This is a genomic window from Pseudomonas putida, assembly GCF_050990305.1.
In the GTDB taxonomy this organism is placed as follows: domain Bacteria; phylum Pseudomonadota; class Gammaproteobacteria; order Pseudomonadales; family Pseudomonadaceae; genus Aquipseudomonas; species Aquipseudomonas putida_AH.
Genome location: NZ_CP158817.1, coordinates 1103663 through 1128654 on the forward strand (window position 1 = coordinate 1103663; position 24992 = coordinate 1128654).

Annotated in this window: 20 protein-coding genes; 12 read left to right on the plus strand and 8 right to left on the minus strand. The window is 59.9% G+C overall.

Annotated elements, in window-relative coordinates; translation table 11 throughout:
• Positions 1-118 precede the first annotated feature (118 nt).
• Entirely contained in the window at positions 119-1798 is a 1680-nt protein-coding gene (gene leuA / locus ABTV22_RS05015; RefSeq protein ID WP_433738835.1) for a 2-isopropylmalate synthase, read from the minus strand.
• Positions 1799-2190: 392 nt separating this feature from the next.
• Here leuA and ABTV22_RS05020 point away from each other — a divergent pair, with 392 nt between their 5' ends.
• On the plus strand, positions 2191-2547 hold the full coding sequence (locus ABTV22_RS05020) for a hypothetical protein (RefSeq protein ID WP_433738836.1): 357 nt from the start codon (positions 2191-2193) through the stop codon (positions 2545-2547).
• Positions 2548-2647: 100 nt separating this feature from the next.
• On the opposite strand, the gene ABTV22_RS05025 is transcribed toward ABTV22_RS05020, so the two are convergent.
• Both ABTV22_RS05025 and xseA read right to left on the minus strand, forming a co-directional pair.
• Positions 2648-3469, minus strand: a complete 822-nt coding sequence (locus ABTV22_RS05025) for a peptidoglycan DD-metalloendopeptidase family protein (RefSeq protein WP_433738837.1) — start codon at positions 3467-3469, stop codon at positions 2648-2650.
• 3 nt (positions 3470-3472) lie between these two features.
• The gene (gene xseA / locus ABTV22_RS05030; RefSeq protein ID WP_433741302.1) at positions 3473-4852 is read right to left on the minus strand and encodes an exodeoxyribonuclease VII large subunit; all 1380 of its coding nucleotides are present in this window, start codon (positions 4850-4852) and stop codon (positions 3473-3475) included.
• Positions 4853-5006: 154 nt separating this feature from the next.
• Between xseA and ABTV22_RS05035 the strand changes: the two genes are divergently transcribed.
• Positions 5007-5774: a sulfite exporter TauE/SafE family protein gene (locus ABTV22_RS05035; protein ID WP_433738838.1), complete on the plus strand. Its 768-nt coding sequence runs from the start codon at positions 5007-5009 to the stop codon at positions 5772-5774.
• A 125-nt stretch (positions 5775-5899) separates the two neighbouring features.
• Here the strand turns inward: ABTV22_RS05035 and ABTV22_RS05040 are convergent, their stop codons facing one another.
• The 3 genes from ABTV22_RS05040 to ABTV22_RS05050 are packed head-to-tail and all read right to left on the minus strand — an operon-like array spanning position 5900 to position 8277.
• Positions 5900-6289: a DNA polymerase III subunit chi gene (locus ABTV22_RS05040; RefSeq protein ID WP_433738839.1), complete on the minus strand. Its 390-nt coding sequence runs from the start codon at positions 6287-6289 to the stop codon at positions 5900-5902.
• A gap of 8 nt (positions 6290-6297) precedes the next feature.
• A complete protein-coding gene (locus tag ABTV22_RS05045; RefSeq protein ID WP_433738840.1) occupies positions 6298-6726 on the minus strand; it encodes a DNA polymerase III subunit chi in 429 nt (142 codons plus the stop codon).
• Positions 6727-6786: 60 nt separating this feature from the next.
• Positions 6787-8277, minus strand: coding sequence for a leucyl aminopeptidase (locus ABTV22_RS05050; protein ID WP_433738841.1), 1491 nt, complete (start codon positions 8275-8277; stop codon positions 6787-6789).
• A gap of 394 nt (positions 8278-8671) precedes the next feature.
• Here ABTV22_RS05050 and lptF point away from each other — a divergent pair, with 394 nt between their 5' ends.
• From lptF to pdxJ, 8 genes are all read left to right on the plus strand, one after another.
• Entirely contained in the window at positions 8672-9790 is a 1119-nt protein-coding gene (gene lptF / locus ABTV22_RS05055; protein ID WP_433738842.1) for an LPS export ABC transporter permease LptF, read from the plus strand.
• Positions 9783-10844, plus strand: coding sequence for an LPS export ABC transporter permease LptG (gene lptG, locus ABTV22_RS05060; protein WP_433738843.1), 1062 nt, complete (start codon positions 9783-9785; stop codon positions 10842-10844). The genes lptF and lptG overlap by 8 nt, the downstream gene beginning before the upstream one ends.
• Positions 10845-11013: 169 nt before the next feature.
• The gene (lepA, locus tag ABTV22_RS05065; RefSeq protein WP_433738844.1) at positions 11014-12813 is read left to right on the plus strand and encodes a translation elongation factor 4; all 1800 of its coding nucleotides are present in this window, start codon (positions 11014-11016) and stop codon (positions 12811-12813) included.
• 5 nt (positions 12814-12818) lie between these two features.
• Positions 12819-13673, plus strand: coding sequence for a signal peptidase I (gene lepB, locus ABTV22_RS05070; protein WP_433738845.1), 855 nt, complete (start codon positions 12819-12821; stop codon positions 13671-13673).
• Positions 13674-13857: 184 nt separating this feature from the next.
• Complete coding sequence (rnc, locus tag ABTV22_RS05075; RefSeq protein ID WP_095193756.1) at positions 13858-14547, plus strand: ribonuclease III; 690 nt, start codon at positions 13858-13860, stop codon at positions 14545-14547.
• Complete coding sequence (gene era / locus ABTV22_RS05080; RefSeq protein ID WP_007973959.1) at positions 14540-15442, plus strand: GTPase Era; 903 nt, start codon at positions 14540-14542, stop codon at positions 15440-15442. Before rnc ends, era begins: the two co-directional genes overlap by 8 nt.
• Before the next feature lie 116 nt (positions 15443-15558).
• Complete coding sequence (gene recO, locus ABTV22_RS05085) at positions 15559-16248, plus strand: DNA repair protein RecO (RefSeq protein WP_433738846.1); 690 nt, start codon at positions 15559-15561, stop codon at positions 16246-16248.
• A 49-nt stretch (positions 16249-16297) separates the two neighbouring features.
• Positions 16298-17044: a pyridoxine 5'-phosphate synthase gene (gene pdxJ, locus ABTV22_RS05090; protein ID WP_433738847.1), complete on the plus strand. Its 747-nt coding sequence runs from the start codon at positions 16298-16300 to the stop codon at positions 17042-17044.
• A 70-nt stretch (positions 17045-17114) separates the two neighbouring features.
• Here the strand turns inward: pdxJ and mltF are convergent, their stop codons facing one another.
• A complete protein-coding gene (gene mltF / locus ABTV22_RS05095) occupies positions 17115-18575 on the minus strand; it encodes a membrane-bound lytic murein transglycosylase MltF (RefSeq protein ID WP_433738848.1) in 1461 nt (486 codons plus the stop codon).
• Positions 18576-18860: 285 nt separating this feature from the next.
• Here mltF and purL point away from each other — a divergent pair, with 285 nt between their 5' ends.
• Together purL and ABTV22_RS05105 are read left to right on the plus strand one after the other, a co-directional pair.
• Entirely contained in the window at positions 18861-22757 is a 3897-nt protein-coding gene (gene purL, locus ABTV22_RS05100; RefSeq protein WP_433738849.1) for a phosphoribosylformylglycinamidine synthase, read from the plus strand.
• A 6-nt stretch (positions 22758-22763) separates the two neighbouring features.
• Positions 22764-23075 carry an NGG1p interacting factor NIF3 gene (locus ABTV22_RS05105; protein ID WP_433738850.1) on the plus strand — a complete coding sequence of 104 codons (312 nt, stop codon included), beginning with the start codon at positions 22764-22766 and terminating at the stop codon, positions 23073-23075.
• A gap of 176 nt (positions 23076-23251) precedes the next feature.
• Here ABTV22_RS05105 and nagE read toward each other — a convergent pair whose 3' ends face one another.
• The gene (nagE, locus tag ABTV22_RS05110) at positions 23252-24967 is read right to left on the minus strand and encodes an N-acetylglucosamine-specific PTS transporter subunit IIBC (protein ID WP_433738851.1); all 1716 of its coding nucleotides are present in this window, start codon (positions 24965-24967) and stop codon (positions 23252-23254) included.
• Positions 24968-24992: the final 25 nt, after the last annotated feature.

Below are 24992 nucleotides of genomic sequence, written 5' to 3' on the forward strand. Positions count from 1 at the left end.
CCTACAGAGGACCGCATTCCAATGTAGGAGCTGCCGAAGGCTGCGATCTTTTGATCTTCAAGCAATAAAAAAGGCCCCGAGGTTCGCACCCCGGGGCCTTTTGCATTACAGCGAAGGCTTACGCCGCTTTCGCTTCCGGCTGGCTCAGCGAGCGGTTCAGCGCGCTGAACAGGGCCTTGAAGCTGGCGGTGGTGATGTTTTCGTCGATACCGACGCCGTGCACCGCACGCTCGCCATTCACTCGCAGTTCAATGTAGGCCGCAGCCTTGGCATTGGTGCCCGCGCCGATGGCGTGTTCGTTGTAGTCCATGATTTCCACCGGAATCGGCAGGCCCGCCACCAGTGCTTCCAGGGCACCATTGCCCTTGCCGCGCCAGTGCAGGTTGGTCTCGCCCTGGCCTTTGCTCGCCACTTCCACTTCGACGGCGCTGTGGCCGTTTTCTTCTTGCAGGCGATGGCTGACCAATGCGTACGGGGTGTTGGCTTGCAAGTACTCGCTGCGCAGCAGTTCGTGGATCTGTTGGGCAGTCATTTCCAGGCCCAGGCGGTCGGTCTCACGCTGCACGACCTGGCTGAACTCGATCTGCATGCGACGTGGCAGGCTGATGCCGTATTCCTGTTCCAGCAGGTAGGCGATACCGCCCTTGCCCGACTGGCTGTTGACGCGGATGACCGCTTCGTAGCTGCGGCCGATGTCGGCCGGGTCGATCGGCAGGTAAGGCACTTCCCACAGGGCGTCCGGTTTCTGCTGGGCGAAGCCCTTGCGGATCGCGTCCTGGTGGGAGCCGGAGAAGGCGGTGTGCACCAGGTCGCCAACGTACGGGTGACGTGGGTGAACCTGGATCTGGTTGCACTCTTCGACGACCTTGCGCACGCCGTCGATGTCAGAGAAGTCCAGCTCAGGGTTCAGGCCCTGGGTGTACATGTTGAGCGCCACGGTCACCAAGTCGACGTTACCGGTACGTTCGCCGTTGCCGAACAGGCAGCCTTCGACACGGTCAGCGCCGGCCATCAGGCCCAGCTCGGTGGCGGCTACGCCGGTGCCACGGTCGTTGTGGGTGTGCAGGCTGATGATCACGCTGTCACGACGGTTGATGTGACGGCCGAACCATTCGATCTGGTCGGCATAGATGTTCGGCGTGGCGCATTCCACCGTGGCCGGCAGATTGAGGATCATCTTGCGCTCGGGCGTCGGGTTCCAGACTTCGATCACCGCATCACAGACTTCCTTGGCGACCTCGAGCTCGGTAGCGCTGAAGGTTTCCGGGGAGTACTGGAAGGTCCACTCGGTTTCAGGTTGCTGGGCGGCATATTTGACGAACAGCTTGGCCGCGTTCACAGCGATTTCCTTGACGCCTTCCTTGTCCTGGTTGAAGACAATGCGGCGGAACGAAGGAGAAGTAGCGTTGTACAGGTGAACGATGGCTTTTTTCGCGCCACGCAGGGATTCGAACGTACGCGCGATCAAATCTTCTCGTGCCTGGGTCAATACCTGGATGGTGGTGTCGTCCGGGATATGGCCGTCTTCAATCAGGGTGCGGACGAAATCGAAATCGGTTTGCGAGGCGGATGGGAAGGAGGCTTCGATTTCCTTCACGCCAACCTGCACCAGGGTTTTCCAGAAGCGCAGCTTCTTGGCAGAGTCCATCGGTTCGATCAGCGACTGGTTACCGTCACGCAGGTCGGAGCTGCACCAGATTGGGGCGGCGGTGATGGTCTTCGACGGCCAAGTGCGGTCCGGCAGGTTGATCACGGGGAACGCGCGGTATTTCGAAGACGGGTCTTTGAGCATGCTCATCGGGAAATCCTTATTGTGTGGGCCGAAAAAAGGCGGCCTGCCGGTGGATCAAATGTTCTGGGGGTAAAGCGTGAGACGAGGCGCCGCGATTCAGCCCGGCAGTCGTGCACTGACAAGGCACAAACTGCGATGCTGACGGAGCTGAATGAGGGTGTGAGAGGTTTTCATGTCTTCAACCCTAACCGCCGTAGGTAAGGATGGCAAGCAGTCGGAAAAAATTGAGAGGAATACTCGCTGAGGCCTTCAGATCGAGATTTTATTGCTCTGAATAACCCTGTTCTTGTGGTTTTTTGCGCAAGGATTCAACGCTGCGCAATCGATGGTTTAAGCGTCGGGCACTCGCATCGAGGCTATCCTTCATTAGAGCCCCGACGGGTCAGTGGGAGTCGGCGATGAACGAGTCCGATTGGAAATTGTATTGCCTGTTACGACCGGCAGCCCATGAGCGTATGTGCAACCGGATCATGAGCGACGTCGAAAAGATCGTGCTGGACAAGAGTGTCCCGCCTTACGAGCGCATCGATGCCAGCGAGGAACTGCTGAAGGCTGGGCAAAAAGAGCTGTATTGGGCGTTTGGCGTCTTCAGGTTTTCTCGCCATGAAGCGCGCTCGCACCTGCTGGGTTTGTGCGCCCGGGAGTTGATCACGCCGCAGGAATTGACCGGATTTTCGGTGGAGACTCAGGAGTGGGTCAGGCACTGTCTGGCGGATCGGGAAGTCCATGGGATTGAGGACCTGGACGCTGAGTAGGGTTCTGAAAAGATCGCAGCCTCGTTGCACTCGACAGCTCCTACAGACCAGATATGTAGGAGCTGTCGAGTGCAATGAGGCTGCGATCTCTTGATCCTGCTTACGGCTGAAATGCCCCGATAAAGATCGCTGGATCCACCCGCGCATCATTGAGGCTGACATTCCAGTGCATATGCGGCCCGGTTGCCCGACCAGTGGAGCCGACCTTACCGACCACGCCACCGCGAGCCAATTGCTGGCCAACCTTCACATCAATCTTCGACATGTGACAGAACATGCTGATAAAGCCCTGGCCATGGTCGACGAATACCGTGTTGCCGTTAAAGAAGTAGTTGCCGATCAGAATCACCTTGCCCGCCGCCGGGGTCTTGATTGGCGTACCGGCAGGCACGGCAAAATCCAGGCCTGAGTGGGGATTGCGCTCTTCGCCGTTGAAGAAACGGCGCACGCCAAACTTGCTCGACAGAGGACCGTTGACCGGTTTATCCAGCAGCAGGTTGCTCGGGGTGTTCGGGCTGAACGTGCGGTAGGCCGCGATCTGCTCGGCCAGCTCACGCTCGATGCGCTTGAGGTTCTCCGGGTCGGGATTGACCTGTTGTGTGTTTTTCAAGGTGATGCGCTGTTCCGGGTATTTCTTGTTGCCGACGGTGAAGCTCAGGTTGCGACCACCGCTGATGATGGATTGTGTGCCTGGCTTGGCCGTCAGTGGCACGCCAACAATGGCCAGCCAGTTGTTTTGTTCCTTGATCACCAGCACCGGCTTGCCTTGGTAGCTGGCTTTTGGTGCTTGAGGGGAAGCCCCCAGGTCCACCACCGCCACGCCACCCGGCACGGGTTTATTCAGCAGCCGCGTGATGTAGCTGTCGGCGTGGGCATTGAAGGTCAGGCACAGCAACAAAAGCGAAGCTAGAAAACGCGGCATGGATCAATCCAGTAGAGAAAGGGTGACGGGCGTCAGGTGATTGTCTTCGACCCGCACTTGCAGTTCGCCTTCGCCCAGTTTGGCTTTCAGGCGTTGGCCGGTATGGGTTTGCCCGGCGTTGCGAATCGCGTTGCCGCGCTCATCCAGCAAAATGCTGTAGCCACGGCCGAGGGTCGCCAGGGGGCTGACTACATGCAGTGTCTGCATCTGGCTCTGCAGTTGCAGGCGACGGCTTTTCAAGTCTTCGCGCATCGCACGGGGCAAACGCTCGGCAAGGCTGTCGAGGCGTTGGCGGAGCATTGCCAGCTGCCGGCCGGGATGTTGCCCGGCGAGGCGCGTTTCCAGACGGATCAGGCGTTCGCGACGGGTATTGAGACTGCGCTCGAATGCGCGGCGCAGGCGCATGTCCAGATCGTCCAGGCGCTGGGCTTGCTGACGCAGACGTTCGCCGGGATGACGCAGTCGGCGCGAGATGCCTTCCAGGCGCAGCCGATCCCGCATCAGGCGATCGCGCATGCGCATCACCAATCGGCGGTGCAGGCTTTCAACCCGCCGCAGCAGGTCGCTGGAATCCGGTGCCAGCAGCTCGGCGGCGGCGGAAGGCGTCGGTGCGCGAACGTCGGCCACGAAGTCACTGATCGATACATCGGTTTCATGGCCGACGGCGCTGACGATCGGAGTTACGCAGGCGTCTACTGCGCGGGCTACCGCTTCCTCGTTGAAGCACCAGAGGTCTTCCAGGGAGCCGCCGCCACGGGCCAGGATCAACGCATCGAAGCCACGGGCGTCTGCCAACTTCAGTGCACGGACAATTTGTGCGGTGGCTTCGCGACCCTGGACGGCGGTGGGGATCAGCGTCAGCTGCACCTGAGGCGCGCGACGGCGAAACACACTGATGATGTCGCGGATCACGGCGCCGGTGGGCGAACTGACGATACCGATGCGTTGCGGATGGGCCGGTAATGGCACTTTGCGGTCGGCGCTGAACAGGCCTTCGGCGCTGAGCTTTTCCTTCAAGGCATCGAAGGCCAGGCGCAACGCGCCGTCGCCGGCCGGCTCTACGGTGTCGAGGATCAGCTGATAATCGCCGCGTCCCTCGAACAATGAGACTTTACCCCGCACTTTGACAGCCAGGCCGTCCTTCAATGCCTGGCGCACCCGTGCAGCGTTTTGCCGGAAGAGTGCGCATCGCACTTGGGCGCCGCTGTCTTTGAGGGTGAAATACACATGGCCGGATGCCGGGCGGGCGAGGTTGGAGATTTCGCCTTCGACCCAGATATTGCTGAACACGTCTTCCAGCAACACCCGCGCGCGGCCGTTGAGCTGGCTGACGGTCAGGACTTCGCGGTCCAGGCCGAGTCTTGCAAAGGGATCTTTAATCATGGGGCGCATGATAAAGGCAATCCTCAACGGAATGCACGATACCCTGTAGGCGCTACCGAAGGCTGCGATCTTTTGGCCTTGATTCTTAAGATCAAAAGATCGCAGCCTTCGGCAGCTCCTACAGTGATCATGGGTAATCAAGGAAGATGGGTTGATGAATGTGTTTGAGTTGTTGAACCAATGGCCATTTGGCGCAGTGAATTGGCTGGTAATTGGGGTGGGTATCGCTCTGGCGTACATCGTGTTCGGCATTGCCGGGTTCGGTACCGCATTAGTGGCCGGGCCGATCCTGATCTTGTTCATGCCGTTGTCGAAAATCGTGCCGTTGCTGGTGCTGCTGGATTTCGTCGCTGCGTTCGGCAATCTGTTGCCATCACGACGGGACGTGGCCAGGCCGGAGCTGTTGCGGTTGCTGCCGTGCATGGCCGTAGGCTGCACCCTGGGGGTGATTTTTCTGCTGAACCTGAAATCCGATCTCTTGCTGCTGTTGATGGGGCTGTTCATCAGCGCCTACGCGATTTACAGCCTGTGGGTAAAAGTCCGTCCGGCGCAATTGTCAGCCGTTTGGGCGCTGCCGATGGGCACGGTGGGCGGGATGTTCGGTGCGTTGTTCGGCAGCGGCGGCTTTTTGTATGCGATCTATTTGAACAGCCGATTGCCGAAGGAGGAAGCGCGGGCGACCCAAAGCGCGCTGATCAGTTGCAGCACGGTGGTGCGCCTGAGTCTATTCGCTATTGCGGGGGTGTATGCCGATTTGCCGTTGCTGGTTCTGGCGTTGTGCTTGTTGCCGGCCATGGCGCTGGGGTTGTGGTTCGGCCGGCGTTTGACGATGCGTTTGTCTCGCGAGGCCTTTGTGCGGCTGGTGACGTGGTTGGTGCTGGCGAGCGGGATTGCGCTGATCGGGCGTTATCTAAGCACCTGACCCGCACTTCTGCTCTTCGTAGGAGCGAGGCTTGCCCGCGAAGGCGATCTCACGGACGCCTTCGCGGGCAAGCCTCTCTCCTACAAAAAAAACAAGCGGTTCGTGGTGATGACGCCAAATCGGTTTCAATCGTTGTACTGACTCAATAACCGCTCCAGCCGTGCACTCAGGCGACGCTTGATTTCGGTTTCGATGTGCGGTGCGAAGTCGTCGATCACGTCTTGCATGATCAATTGCGCGGCGGCGCGCAGTTCGCTGTCGAGGTATAGCTGCGCGTCGGCGTTCTGGTTGGTGCTCGGTGCCGGTTCGGCGGCGGGCTTGGCAGGTGTTGGTTCGACGGTCGGCGCGGGTTCGCTGACAGTGTCGAACAGCATGGGAATCTGTTCCTGGTCACCGGCTTCGACCGTGTCGGTCAGCAGCGGCGGTTGCAGGTTGTCATCGCCGAGCAATTGACGGATCGACTCAAGGTCGTCCAGCAATTCCACGGGCTTTTGCAGCGGTTTTGGAGTGTCCATCGGAGTGCTCAGAGTCGCTGTAAACGGTGATCTTGCAGAGGATAGCCCTGTTCGCGGTAGAAACGGAAACTCTCCCGCGCGGCCTGGCGGATCACCGGGTCTTCGACCACCACTTCCGCCACACGGGCGAAGCGTTGGGCAAAGGTCGGGACCTTCAGGTCGAGGTTGATTAGCAAATCCTGATGTTGACCGCAATCATCGCCCCATCCCAGTACGATCAGGCTGTCCGGTTCGCTTTCGGCGGGGCCGTGGGGCACGAAGCTTTCGCCCTTGAAGGCCCACAGGCGCGCATCGAGATCGTCGCGCTGGGCGGCATCGCTGCAGTGCAGGTAGACGCGGTGGCCCATGCGCCAGGCTTTCTCGGTGAGCTTGCAGGCAAAATCCAGGCGTGCCGAAGGATCGGCGCTGGGCAGGATATAGAAGTCGACTTTGGTCATTGCGGTTCCTGAGCTTCAGGCGGCGTCACCCGAAAGTGACGCTGCCCGAAGTCATCGGTTTCAGGCTTTGGCGCGGTCCAGCAGGTATTGGGTCAGCAGGGGGACCGGACGGCCAGTGGCGCCCTTGTCCTTGCCGCCGCTGGTCCAGGCCGTGCCGGCGATGTCCAGGTGGGCCCAGTTCAGGTTCTTGGTGAAGCGCGACAGGAAGCAGGCTGCGGTGATAGTGCCGGCTTTAGGGCCGCCGATGTTGGCGATGTCGGCGAACGGGCTGTCCAGTTGCTCCTGATACTCATCGAACAGCGGCAGTTGCCAGGCGCGGTCGTCGGCAGCCTTGCCGGCGCTCAACAGTTGGCCGATCAACTCGTCGTTGTTGCCCAGCAGGCCCGAGGTGTGGGAGCCCAGTGCAACGACGCAGGCGCCGGTCAGGGTGGCGATGTCGATCACCGCTTGTGGCTTGAAGCGTTCGGAGTAGGTCAATGCATCGCACAGCACCAGACGGCCTTCGGCGTCGGTGTTGAGGATCTCCACGGTCTGGCCGCTCATGGTGGTGACGATGTCGCCTGGGCGCGAAGCGGTACCGCTCGGCATGTTCTCGGCGCAGGCCAGGATGCACACCAGGTTGATCGGCAACTTCAGTTCCAGCACGGCCCGCAGGGTGCCGAACACGCTGGCGGCGCCGCCCATGTCGTACTTCATTTCATCCATGCCGGCACCCGGCTTGAGGCTGATGCCGCCGGTGTCGAAGGTGATGCCCTTGCCGACCAGTGCATACGGCTTCTCGGATTTCTTGCCGCCGTTGTATTGCATGACGATCAGGCGCGGTGGCTGGGCGCTGCCCTGGCCCACGGCGTAGAACGAACCCATGCCCAGCGCTTTGATCTTCTTCTCGTCGAGGACTTCGACTTTCAGGTCTTTGAACTCTTTACCCAAGTCTTTGGCTTGTTCACCGAGGAAGGTCGGGTGGCAGATGTTCGGCGGCAGGTTGCCAAGGTTGCGGGTGAAGGCCATACCGTTGGCGATGGCGGTGGCGTGGGTCACGGCGCGTTGCACTTCGGCCTGGGCAGCCTTGATGGTCAGCAGGGTGATTTTCTTCAAGGCGCGCGGTTCGGCTTTCTGGCTCTTGAACTGGTCGAAGGTGTACTCGCCGTCCACCAGGGTTTCTGCCATCAGGCGGGTCTTGCCGTAGCTGTCGCGGCCTTTCACCACGATTTCGTCCAGGGCCAGTACCGCGTCGCTGCCGCCCAGGCCTTTGAGGGTGTTGAGCACGCCCGCGACGATTTTGCGGAATGGGCGGTCGCCCAGTTCTTCATCCTTGCCAACACCGACCAGCAGAACACGTTCGGCCTTGAGGTTCGGCAGGCTGTGCAGCATCAGGCTCTGGCCGACTTTACCGGCCAGGTCACCGCGCTTGAGCACGGCGCTGATTGCGCCACCGCTGAGTTCGTCGAGTTGTTTGGCGGCGGCACCGAGCTTGCGGCCCTCGCCGACGGCGACGACCAGCGTGGCAGTCTTCAACGTTTCCGGGTTAACGCTTTTTACAACCAGTTCCATGTCCGGGTCCCTGAATTGATGGTCAACTCGCAAGCGCTCTACAGCGTGTGTGCGTCGCTTGCTTATAAATAGACGGGCGCCAGCAATGGCCGACGACGAAGGCCGCAGTTTGAACCTCGCTACCGGGGCCTGACAACCCTCGCCGGCATGAATGTAGGAGCGAGCCCACTCGCGAAGAACCTGAGATCGGCGCGGGGGTGTCAGGCTCCCCGCGTTATCGTTGACGACCATCGCGAGCAGGCTCGCTCCTACAGGTGCTTCCATGCATTGCGCAGTGACAGGCGCACCCAATCACAGGATAATGCGCCATCTTTTTCGGCGGCCCTGCCTTGCGGGCTGTCTGATCTGTTTGTTTGTTCGGCCGCCTTAGCCTGACAACCCTGGAGTGTCTGGTTTGATCGTCTTCCGTTATCTATCCCGCGAAGTCCTGTTGACCTTGAGCGCCGTCAGTGCCGTGCTGCTGGTCATCATCATGAGCGGACGCTTCATCAAATACCTGGCACAAGCGGCCTCGGGCCTGCTGGATCCGGGCTCGCTGTTTCTGATCATGGGCTTTCGCCTGCCGGGCTTCCTGCAACTGATCCTGCCGCTGGGCCTGTTTCTCGGGATTTTGCTGGCGTATGGCCGCTTGTACCTCGAGAGCGAAATGACCGTGCTTTCCGCCACCGGCATGAGCCAGCAACGCCTGTTTCGCATGACTCTGTTCCCGGCCACTTTGGTGGCGTTGGTGGTTGCATGGTTGAGCCTAAGCTTGGCGCCACAGGGGGCCAATCAGTTCCAGTTGCTGCTGAACAAGCAAGATGCCCTGACTGAGTTCGATACCCTGGAGCCAGGCCGCTTCCAGGCCCTGCGTGATGGGACTCGCGTGACCTACACCGAACAGTTATCTAATGACCGCATCAACCTGGGTGGCGTGTTCATTTCGCAAAAGAACATGAGTACCGACAATAAAGATCGCGGGATCTCCGTGCTGGTGGCAGAAAAGGGTCGCCAGGAGATTCGTCCTGACGGCAATCGCTACCTGATTCTCGACAATGGCTACCGCTATGACGGTAATCCGGGGCAAGCCGACTACCGGGCGATCAAGTATGACGAGTACGGCGTCCTGTTGCCCAAACCGGATGTCAGTGACGAAGTGACCGATCGCGACGCCATGAGCACCGCGTCCTTGATGGGCAGCGAAGACATTCGTCTGCGTGCCGAATTGCAATGGCGCATATCGCTGCCGTTGCTGGTGTTTGTCGTGACCTTGATGGCCGTGCCGCTGTCGCGGGTCAACCCACGCCAGGGCCGGTTCCTCAAGTTGCTGCCGGCGATTCTCCTTTATATGGCTTACCTGACCCTCCTGATTGCTGCTCGCGGCGCACTGGATAAAGGCAAGATCCCGGCGGCCATGGGCTTGTGGTGGGTGCACGGAATATTCCTGGTCATTGGTCTGGGCCTGCTCTACTGGGAGCCTTTGCAGTTGAAGCTGGCGAGCCGTCGCGCCGCGCTGGAGGTGGCTCGTGGTTAAGCTCGACCGCTACATCGGTAGCAGTGTGTTCATGTCGATCCTGGCAGTACTGGGGATCATTCTCGGCCTGGCGACTTTGTTCGCATTCATCGACGAGATGAGCGAAGTCAGCGATACCTACACCCTGGTCGATGCCCTGAATTACGTTTTGCTGACCGCGCCGCGCCGTCTGTACGACATGCTGCCAATGGCCGCGCTGATTGGTTGCCTGATCGGTCTGGGCAGCCTGGCCAGCAACAGCGAATTGACCATCATGCGCGCAGCCGGTGTCTCGATCGGGCGGATCGTCTGGGCGGTGATGAAACCGATGCTGGTGCTGATGGTGGTGGGCGTGTTGATTGGTGAGTACATCGCACCAGCGACTGAAAGTACCGCTCAAGCCAACCGTTCGCTGGCGCAGGGCAGCGGTAATGCGCAAAGCGCCAAGCACGGTCTGTGGCACCGGCAGGGCGAAGAGTTCATTCACGTGAACTCCGTGCAACCCAATGGTCTGCTGTATGGCGTTACCCGTTATCACTTCGATAAAGAGCGCCATATGTTGTCGGCGAGTTTTGCCAAACGTGCCGAGTTCGACAAAGACCACTGGCAGCTGACGGATGTCACCACCACGCTGTTCCATGGAAAAAGCAGTGAAGTGGTCAATACCCCGGAGGAGCGCTGGGACGTGGCGTTGAGCCCACAGTTGCTGAGTACGGTGGTCATGGCGCCTGAGTCGCTGTCGATCAGCGGCCTGTGGGGGTATATCCACTACTTGGCGGACCAAGGATTGAGCAACGGCCAATACTGGCTGGCATTTTGGGTCAAGGTGTTGCAGCCGCTGGTCACCGCCGCGCTGGTGCTGATGGCGATTTCCTTTATTTTTGGTCCGTTACGCTCGGTAACCCTCGGTCAGCGGGTGTTCACCGGTGTGCTGGTGGGGTTCACCTTCCGCATCGCGCAGGATTTGCTCGGGCCTTCGAGCCTGGTGTTCGGTTTCTCGCCGTTGTTTGCGGTGCTGGTGCCTGCCGGTATTTGTGCCGTGGCGGGGCTCTGGCTGTTGCGCCGCGCCGGTTAAGGACGGTTTTTTTCCGGCCTCACGAGTCAAAAAACGCCCCTGTCACAAGACCGGGGCGTTTTTGTATGCGCCGTCTGACCTGCGAACGTGACGCTTGCGCCGTGGATCAGGTACAATTCCCGGCTATTTTTCGGCGGGCTATGCCTGCAGCCTTTTTGAGTGTTGATCCGTGAGTGATTTGAGTCATATCCGCAATTTCTCCATCATCGCCCACATTGACCATGGCAAGTCGACGCTGGCCGATCGTTTCATCCAGATGTGCGGCGGCCTGGCCGAGCGTGAAATGGAAGCCCAGGTACTGGATTCCATGGACCTTGAGCGTGAGCGCGGGATCACCATCAAGGCTCACAGCGTTACCCTCTATTACAAAGCCAAAGATGGTATCAACTACCAGCTGAACTTCATTGACACCCCAGGCCACGTTGACTTCACCTACGAAGTCAGCCGCTCGTTGGCGGCCTGTGAGGGCGCACTGCTGGTGGTCGATGCCGGTCAGGGTGTGGAAGCACAGTCGGTTGCCAACTGCTACACCGCCATCGAGCAAGGCCTGGAAGTGATGCCGGTGCTGAACAAGATCGACCTGCCTCAGGCTGATCCGGATCGCGTCAAGGAAGAAATCGAAAAAATCATCGGCATCGATGCCACCGACGCGGTCACTTGCAGTGCCAAGACCGGCCTGGGCGTCGATGACGTGCTGGAGCGCCTGGTCAACACCATCCCGGCACCGACCGGCAACATCGAAGATCCGCTGCAGGCGTTGATCATCGACTCCTGGTTCGACAACTACCTGGGTGTTGTGTCCCTGGTGCGCGTGCGCCACGGTCGCGTGAAGAAAGGCGACAAGATTCTGGTCAAGTCCACCGGCAAGGTTCACCTGGTGGACAGCGTTGGTGTCTTCAACCCGAAACACACACCTACTGCTGACCTGAAGGCCGGTGAAGTGGGCTTCATCATTGCCAGCATCAAGGACATTCATGGCGCGCCAGTGGGCGACACCCTGACCTTGAGCTCGACCCCGGACGTCGACGTGCTGCCAGGGTTCAAACGCATCCAGCCGCAGGTTTATGCCGGTTTGTTCCCGGTCAGCTCCGACGACTTCGAAGATTTCCGTGAAGCGCTGCAAAAGCTCACCCTGAACGATTCGTCGCTGCAATACACCCCGGAAAGCTCCGACGCCCTGGGCTTCGGCTTCCGTTGCGGCTTCCTCGGCATGCTGCACATGGAAATCATCCAGGAGCGCCTCGAGCGCGAATACAACCTGGATCTGATCACCACGGCGCCAACGGTAATCTTCGAGCTGCTGCTCAAGACCGGTGAAACGATCTACGTCGATAACCCGTCGAAACTGCCGGATCTGTCGTCGATCGAAGACATGCGCGAACCGATCGTGCGGGCCAACATTCTTGTACCGCAAGAGCACCTGGGCAACGTCATTACCCTGTGCATCGAAAAACGCGGCGTACAGGTCGATATGCTGTTCCTCGGCTCCCAGGTGCAAGTGACCTACGACCTGCCGATGAACGAAGTGGTGCTGGATTTCTTCGATCGTCTGAAATCCACCAGTCGCGGCTATGCTTCTCTGGACTACCATTTCGATCGTTACCAATCGGCCAGCCTGGTGAAACTGGATGTGCTGATCAACGGCGACAAGGTCGACGCCCTGGCGCTGATCGTGCACCGTGACAACTCGCACTACAAAGGTCGCCAGCTGACCGAGAAGATGAAAGACCTGATTCCGCGGCAGATGTTCGACGTGGCAATCCAGGCCGCCATTGGTGGTCAGATTGTGGCGCGTACAACCGTCAAGGCACTCAGAAAGAACGTATTGGCCAAATGCTACGGCGGTGACGTCAGTCGTAAGAAGAAGCTGCTGGAAAAGCAAAAGGCCGGTAAAAAACGCATGAAACAGGTCGGCAACGTGGAAATTCCACAAGAAGCCTTCCTTGCCGTGCTCAGGTTGGATAGTTAGGTCCTATGTCACTAAATTTCCCGCTGTTGCTGGTCATCGCCGTGTTCGTCTGCGGCCTGTTGGCGTTGCTTGATGTGCTGTTCCTGGCGCCGCGTCGGCGGGCCGCCATCGCCTCCTATGAGGGCAGCGTCAGCCAGCCCGATGTGGTGGTGGTCGAGAAGCTGAACAAAGAGCCACTGCTTGTCGAGTACGGCAAGTCGTTCTTCCCGGTGTTGTTCATCGTGCTGGTGCTGCGTTCGTTCCTGGTGGAACCGTTCCAGATTCCATCCGGCTCGATGAAGCCAACCCTGGACGTTGGCGACTTCATTCTGGTGAGCAAGTTTTCCTACGGAATCCGCTTGCCGGTGATCGACAAGAAAGTCATCGAAGTCGGTGAGCCACAACGCGGCGATGTGATGGTGTTCCGTTATCCGAGCGATCCGAACGTCAACTACATCAAGCGTGTCGTCGGTTTGCCGGGTGATCAGGTCCGCTACACCGCCGACAAGCGTCTGTTCGTCAATGGGCAGTCGATTGCCGAGCAACTGATCGGCTCCGAGCCCGGCACTCTGGGCAGCGCCGAGCTCTACAAGGAAAAACTCGGCGCCGCCGAGCACCTGATCCGCAAGGAAATGAGTCGCTACCGTGCAACGCCGGACCGTACCTGGACCGTGCCTGCCGGGCACTACTTCATGATGGGCGACAACCGCGATAACTCCAACGACAGTCGCTACTGGGATGATCCGAACATTCCCAAGGATCTGCTGGGCATGGTTCCCGACAAGAATATCGTCGGCAAGGCCTTTGCAGTCTGGATGAGCTGGCCGGAACCCAAACTCAGTCACCTGCCGAATTTCTCGCGGGTTGGCCTGATCCAGTAATCAAACACGGCGCTGTTGAACACAGCGCCGAATGCATTTCTGGAGCCGGCACAATCGGCAACAGAAGCATGAAGCCAACGATATTCAGGACGTTATTTTTGAACACAGCTTTAATTGTCCCAAGCCTGCGCCAAATTCCGGCGATGGCGGTGGAATCCAACCACGAACTCAGCGTGGGTAAACCGTGAGCGTCTCCTTAAGCCGTCTCGAGCGTCAGCTCGGCTACACCTTCAAGGACCAGGAACTGATGGTCCTGGCCCTGACTCACCGCAGTTTTGCCGGGCGTAACAATGAACGCCTGGAGTTCCTCGGTGACGCCATCCTCAACTTCGTTGCCGGCGAAGCGCTGTTCGATCGCTTTCCGTTGGCCCGCGAAGGCCAGTTGTCGCGTTTGCGCGCACGCTTGGTGAAAGGTGAGACCCTGGCCGTGCTGGCCCGTGGTTTCGATCTGGGCGAATACCTGCGCCTGGGCTCGGGCGAACTGAAAAGCGGCGGTTTTCGTCGCGAGTCGATTCTCGCCGATGCCCTGGAAGCCTTGATTGGTGCGATCTACCTGGACGCCGGCATCGAAGTGGCGCGTGAGCGCGTACTGGCCTGGCTGGCCGGTGAGTTCGAGGGCTTGACGCTGGTCGATACCAACAAGGATCCGAAAACCCGCCTGCAGGAGTTTCTGCAGTCCCGTGGTTGCGAACTGCCGCGTTACGAAGTGGTGGATATCCAGGGTGAACCGCATTGCCGGACGTTCTTCGTCGAATGCGAAATCATCCTACTGAATGAAAAAAGCCGAGGTCAGGGTGTGAGCCGTCGTATTGCCGAACAGGTAGCGGCCGCCGCAGCACTGATTGCCCTGGGTGTGGAGAATGGCAATGACTGATACAAATGCAACTCGCTGTGGCTATGTTGCCATCGTCGGCCGTCCGAACGTGGGCAAGTCCACGTTGCTGAACCACATCCTGGGTCAGAAGCTGGCGATCACCTCGCGCAAACCGCAAACCACTCGCCACAACATGCTCGGCATCAAGACCGAGGGTGACGTGCAGGCGATCTACGTCGACACGCCCGGCATGCACAAGGGTGGCGAGAAGGCCCTGAACCGCTACATGAACAAGACCGCCTCGGCGGCGTTGAAAGACGTCGACGTGGTGATCTTCGTGGTGGATCGCACCAAGTGGACCGAAGAGGACCAGATGGTCCTGGAGCGCGTGCAATACGTGACTGGCCCGCTGATCGTCGCGCTGAACAAGACCGACCGCATCGAAGACAAGGCCGAGCTGATGCCGCACCTGTCCTGGTTGCAGGAGCAGCTGCCGAACGCTCAGATCATCCCGATTTCTGCCCAGCACGGGCACAACCTCGATGCGCTGGAGCGGGTGATTGCCGAGCATCTGCCGGAAAACGATCACTTCTTCCCGGAAGACCAGATCACCGACCGTAGCAGCCGCTTCCTGGCCGCTGAGCTGGTGCGTGAAAAAATCATGCGCCAGATGGGCGCCGAGCTGCCGTACCAGATCACCGTCGAAATCGAAGAGTTCAAGCAGCAGGGGAAAACCCTGCACATTCATGCGTTGATCCTCGTCGAGCGTGACGGCCAGAAGAAAATCATCATTGGCGACAAGGGCGAGCGCATCAAGCGCATCGGCACCGAAGCCCGCAAGGACATGGAACTGCTGTTCGACTCCAAGATCATGCTTAACCTTTGGGTGAAGGTTAAGGGTGGCTGGTCCGATGATGAACGTGCACTGCGTTCGCTGGGTTACGGCGACCTGTAAAAAATCAAGATCAAAAGATCGCAGCCTTCGGCAGCTCCTACAAGGGTTTGTGTACAACTGTAGGAGCTGCCGAAGGCTGCGATCTTTTTTGCAATCCCTGAATGGGACACGAAACCATGTCGACCTCGGCACCCATCGGCCAACCCGCCTACGTCCTCCACTCCCGAGCCTACCGCGAAAGCAGCGCCCTGGTGGACTTCCTCACGCCTCAAGGTCGGCTACGGGCAGTGTTGCGCAGTGCGCGGGGCAAGGCCGGGACGCTGGCGCGGCCGTTCGTGCCATTGGAGGTCGAGTTTCGCGGGCGCGGCGAGTTGAAGAACGTAGGGCGCATGGAAAGCGCTGGCGTGTCCACTTGGCTCCACGGCGAGGCGCTGTTCAGTGGTCTCTATCTCAATGAACTGCTGATTCGCCTGTTGCCTGCGGAAGACCCGCATCCCGGCGTGTTCGATCACTACGCCGCGACGTTGCTGGCCCTGGCCGAGGGCCGGCCGCTGGAACCCTTGTTGCGCTCGTTCGAGTGGCGATTGCTCGACGATCTTGGTTACGGCTTCGCGCTCAATACCGACATTCATGGCGAGCCCATCGCTGCGCAGGGTCTCTATCGCCTGCAAGTGGATGCCGGACTGGAACGGGTCCACCTACTGCAACCGGGGCTGTTCAATGGCGCCGAGCTGCTCGCGATGGCCGAAGCCGACTGGTCTGCCCCCGGCGCGCTTTCGGCTGCCAAGCGATTGATGCGTCAGGCATTGGCCGTCCACCTGGGCGGTCGGCCACTTGTCAGTCGTGAGCTGTTTCGCAAGCCCTGATCACCCCGTATGCTGTGCACCGAACTTTCTCTTCTTCTGGAGCGCTTCCGTGACCACCAGCACCCGCATTCTTCTTGGCGTGAACATCGACCACGTTGCCACCCTGCGTCAGGCCCGGGGGACACGCTACCCGGACCCGGTCAAGGCAGCACTGGATGCAGAAGAGGCGGGCGCTGACGGTATCACCGTGCACTTGCGTGAAGACCGCCGACACATTCAGGAGCGCGACGTACTGCTGCTCAAGGACGTGCTGCAAACCCGCATGAACTTCGAAATGGGCGTCACCGAAGAAATGATGGCGTTTGCCGAGCGAATTCGTCCGGCACACATTTGCCTGGTGCCGGAAACCCGTCAGGAGCTGACCACCGAAGGCGGCCTGGATGTGGCGGGGCAGGAAGCGCGGATCAAGGCCGCTGTAGATCGCCTGTCGAAGATCGGTTGCGAAGTGTCGCTGTTCATCGATGCCGACGAGCGGCAGATCGAAGCGTCCCGTCGTGTTGGCGCGCCAGCCATCGAGTTGCATACCGGCCGTTATGCCGATGCCGAGACACCGACCGAGGTGGCTGAGGAGTTGAAGCGCGTTGCCGACGGCGTCGCCTTTGGCTTGGCCCAGGGTCTGATCGTCAATGCCGGCCATGGCCTGCATTATCACAACGTCGAGGCTGTGGCGGCGATCAAGGGCATCAACGAGTTGAACATTGGCCATGCGCTGGTGGCTCATGCCCTGTTTGTTGGATTCAAGTCGGCTGTATCGGAGATGAAGGCGCTGATTCTGGCGGCTGCCTTGAAGGGCTAAGATCAAAAGATCGCAGCCTGCGGCAGCTCCTACACCCTGTAGGAGCTGCCGCAGGCTGCGATCTTTTGATTTAAAGCGGTGAAGGCTCCTGCGCCGGCTTGGTCTTGTCGATACCCGGTACCAACAGTTTGCCCTCGGCCACCTGATCGCCTTCAAGCTGCGGCTGCGTGACCCAGGTCAGGATGTCGTAGTAGCGACGGATGTTCGCCACGAAATGCACGGGCTCGCCACCACGGGCATAGCCGTAACGGGTTTTGCTATACCATTTCTTCTCGGACAGGCGCGGCAGAATCTTTTTCACGTCCAGCCACTTGTCCGGATTCAGCCCTTCCTTGGCCGCCAGTTTGCGCGCGTCATCCAGGTGGCCGCTGCCGACGTTGTAGGCCGCCAGGGCAAACCAGGTGCGGTCCGGTTCCTGAATGGATTCGTCCAGCTGATCTTTCATGTAGGCCAGGTACTTGGCACCGCCCATGATGCTTTGCTTGGGGTCCAGGCGATTGGACACGCCCATGGCCTGCGCGGTGTTCTGGGTCAGCATCATCAGGCCGCGCACACCGGTCTTGGAGGTCACGGCCGGTTGCCACAGCGACTCCTGATAGCCGATGGCCGCCAGCAGGCGCCAGTCGACCTTCTCTTTTTTGGCATACGCCTTGAAGTGCTGTTCGTACTTGGGCAGGCGCTGCTGCAAGTGTTGGGCGAAAGTCGTGGCGCCCATGTAGCCGAGAACGTCGACGTGCCCGTAATAGCGGTCTTTGAGGCGCTGCAGGGTGCCGTTTTTCTTGACCTTGTCGAGGTAGTCGTTGATCTCGTTGAGCAGGCTGTTGTCGTCGCCAGGCGCCACGGCCCAGCTCTGGTCCCTGGCATCGCCCAGGTCAAAGGCCACCCGGATGTTGGTGAAATACACCTGGTTCATCGCGACTTCGTTGGAATCGACCAGGGTCAGGTCGATCTGGCCTTCGTCCACCATGCGCAGGAGATCGACGACCTCGACCGCGTCGGACTCTTCGTACTCGATGCCGGGAAGTTTCTGTTTGAGCTGTGCCAGTTGTTCGGCGTGGGTGCTGCCCTTGAGCACCATGATTTTTTTGCCTACCAGATCCTTCGCCTCAGTAGGGCGGGACTGGCCATTGCGGTAGATGACCTGCGGGGTGACTTCCAGATAAGAGTGGGAAAACCGCACCTGCTTCTTGCGTTCTTCGCTGCTGACCAGGCCGGCAGCCGCCAGCACCGGGCCGTTTGGCTGGCCCACCTGATTGAACAGGTCATCGAGGTTGTCGGCGGTCTCGATCTTCAGTTCCACCCCCAGATCGTCGGCGAAGCGCTTCACCAGCTCGTATTCGAAGCCGGTTTCACCGTTGCGATCCTGAAAGTAGGTGGCGGGGCTGTTACGGGTAACCACCCGCAGCACACCATCCTCCTTTACGCGCTCGAGCGTGTTGGGTTTATCAACACAGCCACCAAGCATCAGGAAGAGTCCGGTTGCGATCAGCCATTTGGCATATCGCGGACGCAAAGCCGTTGGGGAAAACATTTGCGCAGTATACGCAAAGGACCACGAGCGCCATATCTCGACAGCAACGGGCGAGTCTGCTAGCGATCACAAAACCGGCCGAAACCTAGCAGGAATGGGCCTTGACAACGATTTATCGCCTTAAAAATAAGCGGTCATCAAGGGCCCGATTTACCTGACTTTCGAGGCAGAAACACAGAATGGCACCCGAGTGCAACCGTGCGTAGCGTTTCGGGTGATGTCGCGAGCTGTTTAGGCTAGAATGCACGGCCTCAAAGCACACCCCTTCCCGAGGCTGTCCCGAAGATGTTGATCCTGCGCGGCGCTCCTGCCCTTTCTGCCTTTCGCCACAGCAAACTCCTTGAGCAACTGAGCCAGAAGGTTCCGGCTGTCAGTGGCTTGTATGCTGAATTCGCTCACTTCGCCGAAGTTACCGGCGTCCTGACCGGCGACGAACAGCAGGTGCTGGCGCGCCTTCTGAAGTACGGTCCAAGCGTTCCGGTCCAGGAGCCGACCGGTCGTCTGTTCCTGGTGCTGCCACGTTTCGGCACCATCTCGCCTTGGTCGAGCAAGGCCAGCGACATCGCTCGCAACTGTGGCCTGACCAAGATCCAGCGCCTGGAGCGCGGTATTGCCTTCTACGTGGCCGGCCAGTTCAGCGACGCTCAAGCACAGCTGATCGCCGATGCGCTGCACGACCGCATGACCCAGATCGTCCTGGGCAACCTTGAACAAGCCGCCGGTCTGTTCAGCCACGCCGAACCCAAGCCGCTGACCGCTATCGACCTGCTGGGTGGCGGCCGTGCCGCGCTGGAAAAAGCCAACACCGAGCTGGGCCTGGCCCTGGCCGAAGACGAGATCGACTATCTGGTCAACGCGTTCGTCGGCTTGAAGCGCAATCCTCACGACATCGAACTGATGATGTTCGCCCAGGCGAACTCTGAGCACTGCCGTCACAAGATTTTCAACGCCAGTTGGGATATCGATGGCGAGAGCCAGGAAAAAAGCCTGTTCGGCATGATCAAGAACACCTACCAGATGCACAACGAAGGCGTGCTGTCGGCTTATAAGGACAACGCTTCGGTGATCGTCGGTTCCGTGGCCGGTCGTTTCTTCCCGGACCCTGAAACCCGCCAGTACGGTGCGGTGCAGGAGCCGGTGCACATCCTGATGAAAGTCGAGACCCACAACCACCCGACCGCGATTGCCCCGTTTCCGGGCGCGTCCACCGGTTCCGGTGGCGAGATCCGCGACGAAGGTGCAACCGGCCGTGGCGCCAAGCCAAAGGCGGGCCTGACCGGTTTCACCGTGTCCAACCTGCAGATCCCTGGTTTCGAACAGCCTTGGGAAGTGCCGTACGGCAAACCCGAGCGCATCGTCACTGCCCTGGACATCATGATCGAAGGCCCGCTGGGCGGCGCTGCGTTCAACAACGAATTCGGCCGTCCGGCACTGACCGGTTACTTCCGTACTTTCGAACAATCCATCACGACGCCACATGGTGATGAAGTTCGCGGTTACCACAAACCGATCATGTTGGCCGGCGGTATGGGCAACATCCGTGAAGAACACGTCAAGAAAGGCGAAATCGTCGTTGGCTCCAAGCTGATCGTACTCGGCGGCCCGGCGATGCTGATCGGCCTGGGTGGCGGCGCGGCCTCCTCCATGGCCACCGGCACCAGCTCGGCGGACCTGGACTTCGCTTCGGTACAGCGCGAAAACCCGGAAATGGAGCGTCGTTGCCAGGAAGTCATCGACCGTTGCTGGCAACTGGGTGACAAGAACCCGATCAGCTTCATCCACGACGTGGGCGCGGGTGGTCTGTCCAACGCTTTCCCGGAACTGGTCAACGACGGCGACCGCGGTGGCCGTTTCGAGCTGCGCAACATTCCAAACGACGAGCCGGGCATGGCCCCGCACGAAATCTGGTCCAACGAATCCCAGGAACGTTACGTACTGGCGGTCGGCCCAGCTGACTTCGAGCGCTTCAAGGCGATCTGCGAACGCGAGCGTTGCCCGTTCGCCGTGGTCGGCGAAGCCACTGCCGAACCGCAACTGACGGTCACCGACAGCCACTTCGGCAACAGCCCGGTGGACATGCCGCTGGAAGTGCTGCTGGGCAAGGCGCCGCGCATGCACCGTTCGGTGGTGCGTGAGGCTGAGCTGGGCGACGATTTCGATCCGTCGACCCTGAACATCGCCGACTGCGTCGAGCGTGTTCTGCATCACCCGGCCGTGGCCAGCAAAAGCTTCCTGATCACCATCGGCGACCGCACCATCACCGGCCTCGTGGCCCGCGACCAGATGGTCGGCCCGTGGCAGGTTCCGGTGGCTGACGTTGCCGTCACCGCCACCAGCTTCGACGTCTACACCGGTGAAGCCATGGCCATGGGCGAGCGTACTCCGCTGGCACTGCTGGACGCTCCGGCGTCGGGCCGCATGGCCATCGGCGAAACCCTGACCAACATCGCGGCCTCGCGCATCGGCAAGCTCTCCGACATCAAACTGTCGGCGAACTGGATGTCCGCCGCCGGTCACCCGGGCGAAGACGCGCGTCTGTACGACACCGTGAAAGCGGTCGGCATGGAACTGTGCCCTGAGCTGGGCATTACCATTCCAGTGGGCAAGGACTCGATGTCCATGGCCACTCGCTGGAACGATGAGGGCGTGAACAAGACGGTGACTTCGCCGATGTCGCTGATCGTGACCGGTTTCGCGCCGGTTACCGACATCCGCCAGACCCTGACCCCGCAACTGCGCATGGACAAGGGCACCACCGACCTGATCCTGATCGACCTGGGCCGTGGCCAGAACCGCATGGGCGCCTCGATCCTGGCACAGGTTCACGGCAAGCTCGGCAAGCAGGCACCGGACGTCGATGACGCCGAAGACCTGAAAGCGTTCTTCGCAGTGATCCAGGGCCTCAACGCCGACGGTCACCTGCTGGCTTACCACGACCGTTCCGATGGTGGTCTGCTGACCTCCGTGGTGGAAATGGCTTTCGCCGGTCATTGCGGCCTGAGCCTGAACCTCGACAGCCTGGCGGATTCTTCCAAGGACATCGCGGCGATTCTGTTCAACGAAGAACTGGGCGCCGTGATTCAGGTTCGCCAGGACTCCACCGCGGACGTCCTTGCGCAGTTCAGCGCAGCGGGCTTGGGCGAGTGCGTCTCGGTGATCGGCCAGCCGATCAACAACGGCGAAATCAGCATTACCTTCAACGGTGACACTGTGTTCGAAGGCCAGCGTCGTCTGCTGCAACGCCAATGGGCCGAGACCAGCTACCAGATCCAGCGTCTGCGTGACAACGCCGACTGTGCCGATCAGGAATTCGACGTGCTGCTGGAAGAAGACAACCCGGGCCTGAGTGTCAAGCTGAGCTACGACGTCAACCAGGACATCGCCGCGCCTTACATCAAGAAAGGCATTCGCCCACAGGTTGCCGTGCTGCGTGAGCAGGGCGTCAACGGTCAGGTGGAAATGGCGGCCGCCTTCGACCGCGCCGGTTTCAACGCGATCGACGTGCATATGAGCGACATCCTGGCTGGTCGTGTCGACCTGAACGACTTCAAGGGCATGGTCGCTTGCGGCGGTTTCTCCTACGGCGACGTATTGGGTGCCGGTGAAGGCTGGGCCAAGTCGGCCTTGTTCAACACCCGTGCCCGCGATGCGTTCCAGGGCTTCTTCGAGCGTAACGACAGCTTCACCCTCGGCGTGTGCAACGGTTGCCAGATGATGTCCAACCTGCACGAGCTGATTCCGGGCAGCGACGTCTGGCCGCACTTCGTGCGTAACCGTTCCGAGCAGTTCGAAGCCCGTGTGGCCATGGTGCAGATCCAGGAATCGAACTCGATCTTCCTGCAAGGCATGGCCGGTTCGCGCATGCCGATCGCCATCGCTCACGGTGAAGGCCATGCCGAATTCGCCAGCGAAGAAGCACTGCTGGAAGCCGATCTGTCCGGTTGCGTGGCGATGCGCTTCATCGACAACCACGGCAAAGTCACCGAGAAATACCCGGCCAACCCGAACGGCTCGCCGCGCGGGATCACCGGTCTGACCAGCCGCGACGGTCGCGTGACCATCATGATGCCGCACCCTGAGCGTGTGTTCCGTGCAGTGCAGAACTCGTGGCGTTCGGATGACTGGAACGAAGACGCGCCATGGATGCGCATGTTCCGTAATGCTCGTGTGTGGGTGAACTAAGGCGACATGTACAAGCTGAGCTTTTTTGTTCCCGACAGTCATGTCGAGGTGGTCAAAAGTGCCGTATTCGCCGCCGGTGGCGGGCGGATCGGTGCTTACGATCATTGCGCCTGGCAGGTGTTGGGCCAGGGCCAGTTTCGACCACTGGACGGCAGTCAGCCGTTCATTGGCGAAGCCGGGCAGGTCGAACGGGTCGAGGAATGGAAGGTTGAGCTGGTGGTGGCCGATGAGTTGATTCGCCAAGTGGTGGCGGCTTTGAAACAGAGCCATCCCTACGAGACACCGGCGTATGAGGTGTGGCGGCTGGAAGATTTTTGATTCTCCTGGCTGCTGAAATGAAAAACCCGCTGAAAGTGATTTCAGCGGGTTTTTTAATGCCTCGAATTTGATCCCAGTCCCCGTAGGAGCTGCCGAAGGCTGCGATCTTTTGATCTTAAAAACAAGATCAAAAGATCGCAGCCTTCGGCAGCTCCTACAGGGGGCGGTGTCGTGGTTTAAACCTTCGCACTCACCTCATTACGATTGACCAACGCCTCCAGCGCAGCACTCAAGCTAGCAGCCTTGTCCCCAACCAACAGGTGCCAGATCCCGCCCTCCAGCTGACTGACACCCAGACAGCCCAGCGCCTTCAAATCACACTCCGACAACGCCTTGCCATCGGCCAGTTGCAGGCGAATGCGGGTCATGGCCACGCAGTCCAGTTGCAACACGTTATCTCCACCGCCGAGGGCCTTCAGCCATTGCTGGGCTTCGGGTGCTGCCACCGTGAGGATTTGGGGGGTGTCGATAACACCAGCCGGGGTGGCGGTCATCGCGCGACCCAATGCCGGCATCGCCAGGCAAATCTCATCGGCAATGCTGTCCGCCATTGGTCCGACCACCACCTGCAAGCTGCCACCCTTGCCCGGTCGCACCACCGCCATTGCACCCAGTGCTTTCAAATCCGCATCCGAAGCCTTGTTGCGATCGACCATGTCCAGGCGCAAGCGCGTGGTGCAGGCACCGATGGTGATCAGGTTTTCGGCACCACCCAGTGCCTTGATGTAAGCCTCGGCACGGTCGCTTTCCGCCACCGTGGTTTTTTCGATTGGCGCTGAGTCTTCGCGCCCCGGCGTCTTGAGGTTGAAACGACGGATGCAGAAATCGAACACTGCGTAGTAAACCACCGCATAGGCCAGGCCGACCGGGACCACCAGCCAGCCATTGGTGGATTTGCCCCAGCCGAGAATCATATCGATGAAACCGCCAGAGAAGGTAAACCCAAGGTGAATGTTCAGCAGGTTGGTGACGGCCATGGACAGACCAGTCAGCAATGCATGAAGCAGGAAGAGCAGCGGCGCGAGGAACATGAAAGCGAATTCGATGGGCTCGGTCACGCCGGTCAAAAACGAGGTCAGGGCCATCGACAGGAAGATCCCGCCCATGATTTTGCGCCGCTCTGGCAGGGCGTTGCGGTACATCGCCAGGCAGGCGGCGGGCAGTCCGAAAAGCATCACCGGGAACATGCCGGTCATGAACTGGCCGCCCTTCGGATCACCGGCGAAGTAGCGCGACAGGTCGCCTGTGACGAGGGCGCCGGTGGTTGGGTCAGTAAAGTTGCCGAACACGAACCACGCCATGTTGTTGAGGATGTGGTGCAGGCCGGTGACGATCAGCAGGCGATTGAACACGCCGAAGACGAACGCGCCGAAGCTGCCGCTTTCCATCAGCAAGGCGCCAAAGTTGTTGATGCCGTGCTGGATCGGCGGCCAGATCAGGCCAAACACCACGCCCAGGCCGACCGCGCTGAACCCGGTGACAATCGGCACGAAGCGTCGGCCACCGAAGAACGCCAGGTACTCCGGCAGCTTGATGTCCTTGAAGCGGTTGTACAGCGCACCGGCCAACAAACCGCTGATGATCCCGGCGAGCATGCCCATGTTGATGCTCGTATCCAGCACCTTGAGCGTGGACACCATCACCAGGTAACCAATGGCCCCGGCCAGGCCGGCAGTGCCGTTGTTGTCCTTGGCGAAGCCCACCGCGATACCGATGGCGAAGATCATCGCCAGGTTGGAGAAAATCACCTGGCCGGCGTCGTGAATGATCGCGATGTTCAAAAGGTCGGTATCGCCCAGGCGTAGCAGCAGGCCGGCAATCGGCAGGATCGCGATCGGCAGCATCAGCGCGCGGCCAAGCCGCTGTAAACCCTCGATGAAGTATTGGTACATGGCGATTCTCCCTGGATTTTTTGTT

Bases quoted from the DNA above. Each gene is read 5' to 3' on its own strand.
- nagE (WP_433738851.1), bottom strand. From the start codon at position 24,967: ATGTACCAATACTTCATCGAGGGTTTACAGCGGCTTGGCCGCGCGCTG.
- ABTV22_RS05025 (WP_433738837.1), bottom strand. From the start codon at position 3,469: ATGCCGCGTTTTCTAGCTTCGCTTTTGTTGCTGTGCCTGACCTTCAAT.
- ABTV22_RS05040 (WP_433738839.1), bottom strand. From the start codon at position 6,289: ATGGACACTCCAAAACCGCTGCAAAAGCCCGTGGAATTGCTGGACGAC.
- ABTV22_RS05035 (WP_433738838.1), top strand. From the start codon at position 5,007: ATGAATGTGTTTGAGTTGTTGAACCAATGGCCATTTGGCGCAGTGAAT.
- era (WP_007973959.1), top strand. From the start codon at position 14,540: ATGACTGATACAAATGCAACTCGCTGTGGCTATGTTGCCATCGTCGGC.
- ABTV22_RS05105 (WP_433738850.1), top strand. From the start codon at position 22,764: ATGTACAAGCTGAGCTTTTTTGTTCCCGACAGTCATGTCGAGGTGGTC.
- leuA (WP_433738835.1), bottom strand. From the start codon at position 1,798: ATGAGCATGCTCAAAGACCCGTCTTCGAAATACCGCGCGTTCCCCGTG.
- ABTV22_RS05045 (WP_433738840.1), bottom strand. From the start codon at position 6,726: ATGACCAAAGTCGACTTCTATATCCTGCCCAGCGCCGATCCTTCGGCA.
- ABTV22_RS05020 (WP_433738836.1), top strand. From the start codon at position 2,191: ATGAACGAGTCCGATTGGAAATTGTATTGCCTGTTACGACCGGCAGCC.
- ABTV22_RS05050 (WP_433738841.1), bottom strand. From the start codon at position 8,277: ATGGAACTGGTTGTAAAAAGCGTTAACCCGGAAACGTTGAAGACTGCC.
- mltF (WP_433738848.1), bottom strand. From the start codon at position 18,575: ATGTTTTCCCCAACGGCTTTGCGTCCGCGATATGCCAAATGGCTGATC.
- xseA (WP_433741302.1), bottom strand. From the start codon at position 4,852: ATGATTAAAGATCCCTTTGCAAGACTCGGCCTGGACCGCGAAGTCCTG.
- purL (WP_433738849.1), top strand. From the start codon at position 18,861: ATGTTGATCCTGCGCGGCGCTCCTGCCCTTTCTGCCTTTCGCCACAGC.
- recO (WP_433738846.1), top strand. From the start codon at position 15,559: ATGTCGACCTCGGCACCCATCGGCCAACCCGCCTACGTCCTCCACTCC.
- lepB (WP_433738845.1), top strand. From the start codon at position 12,819: ATGTCACTAAATTTCCCGCTGTTGCTGGTCATCGCCGTGTTCGTCTGC.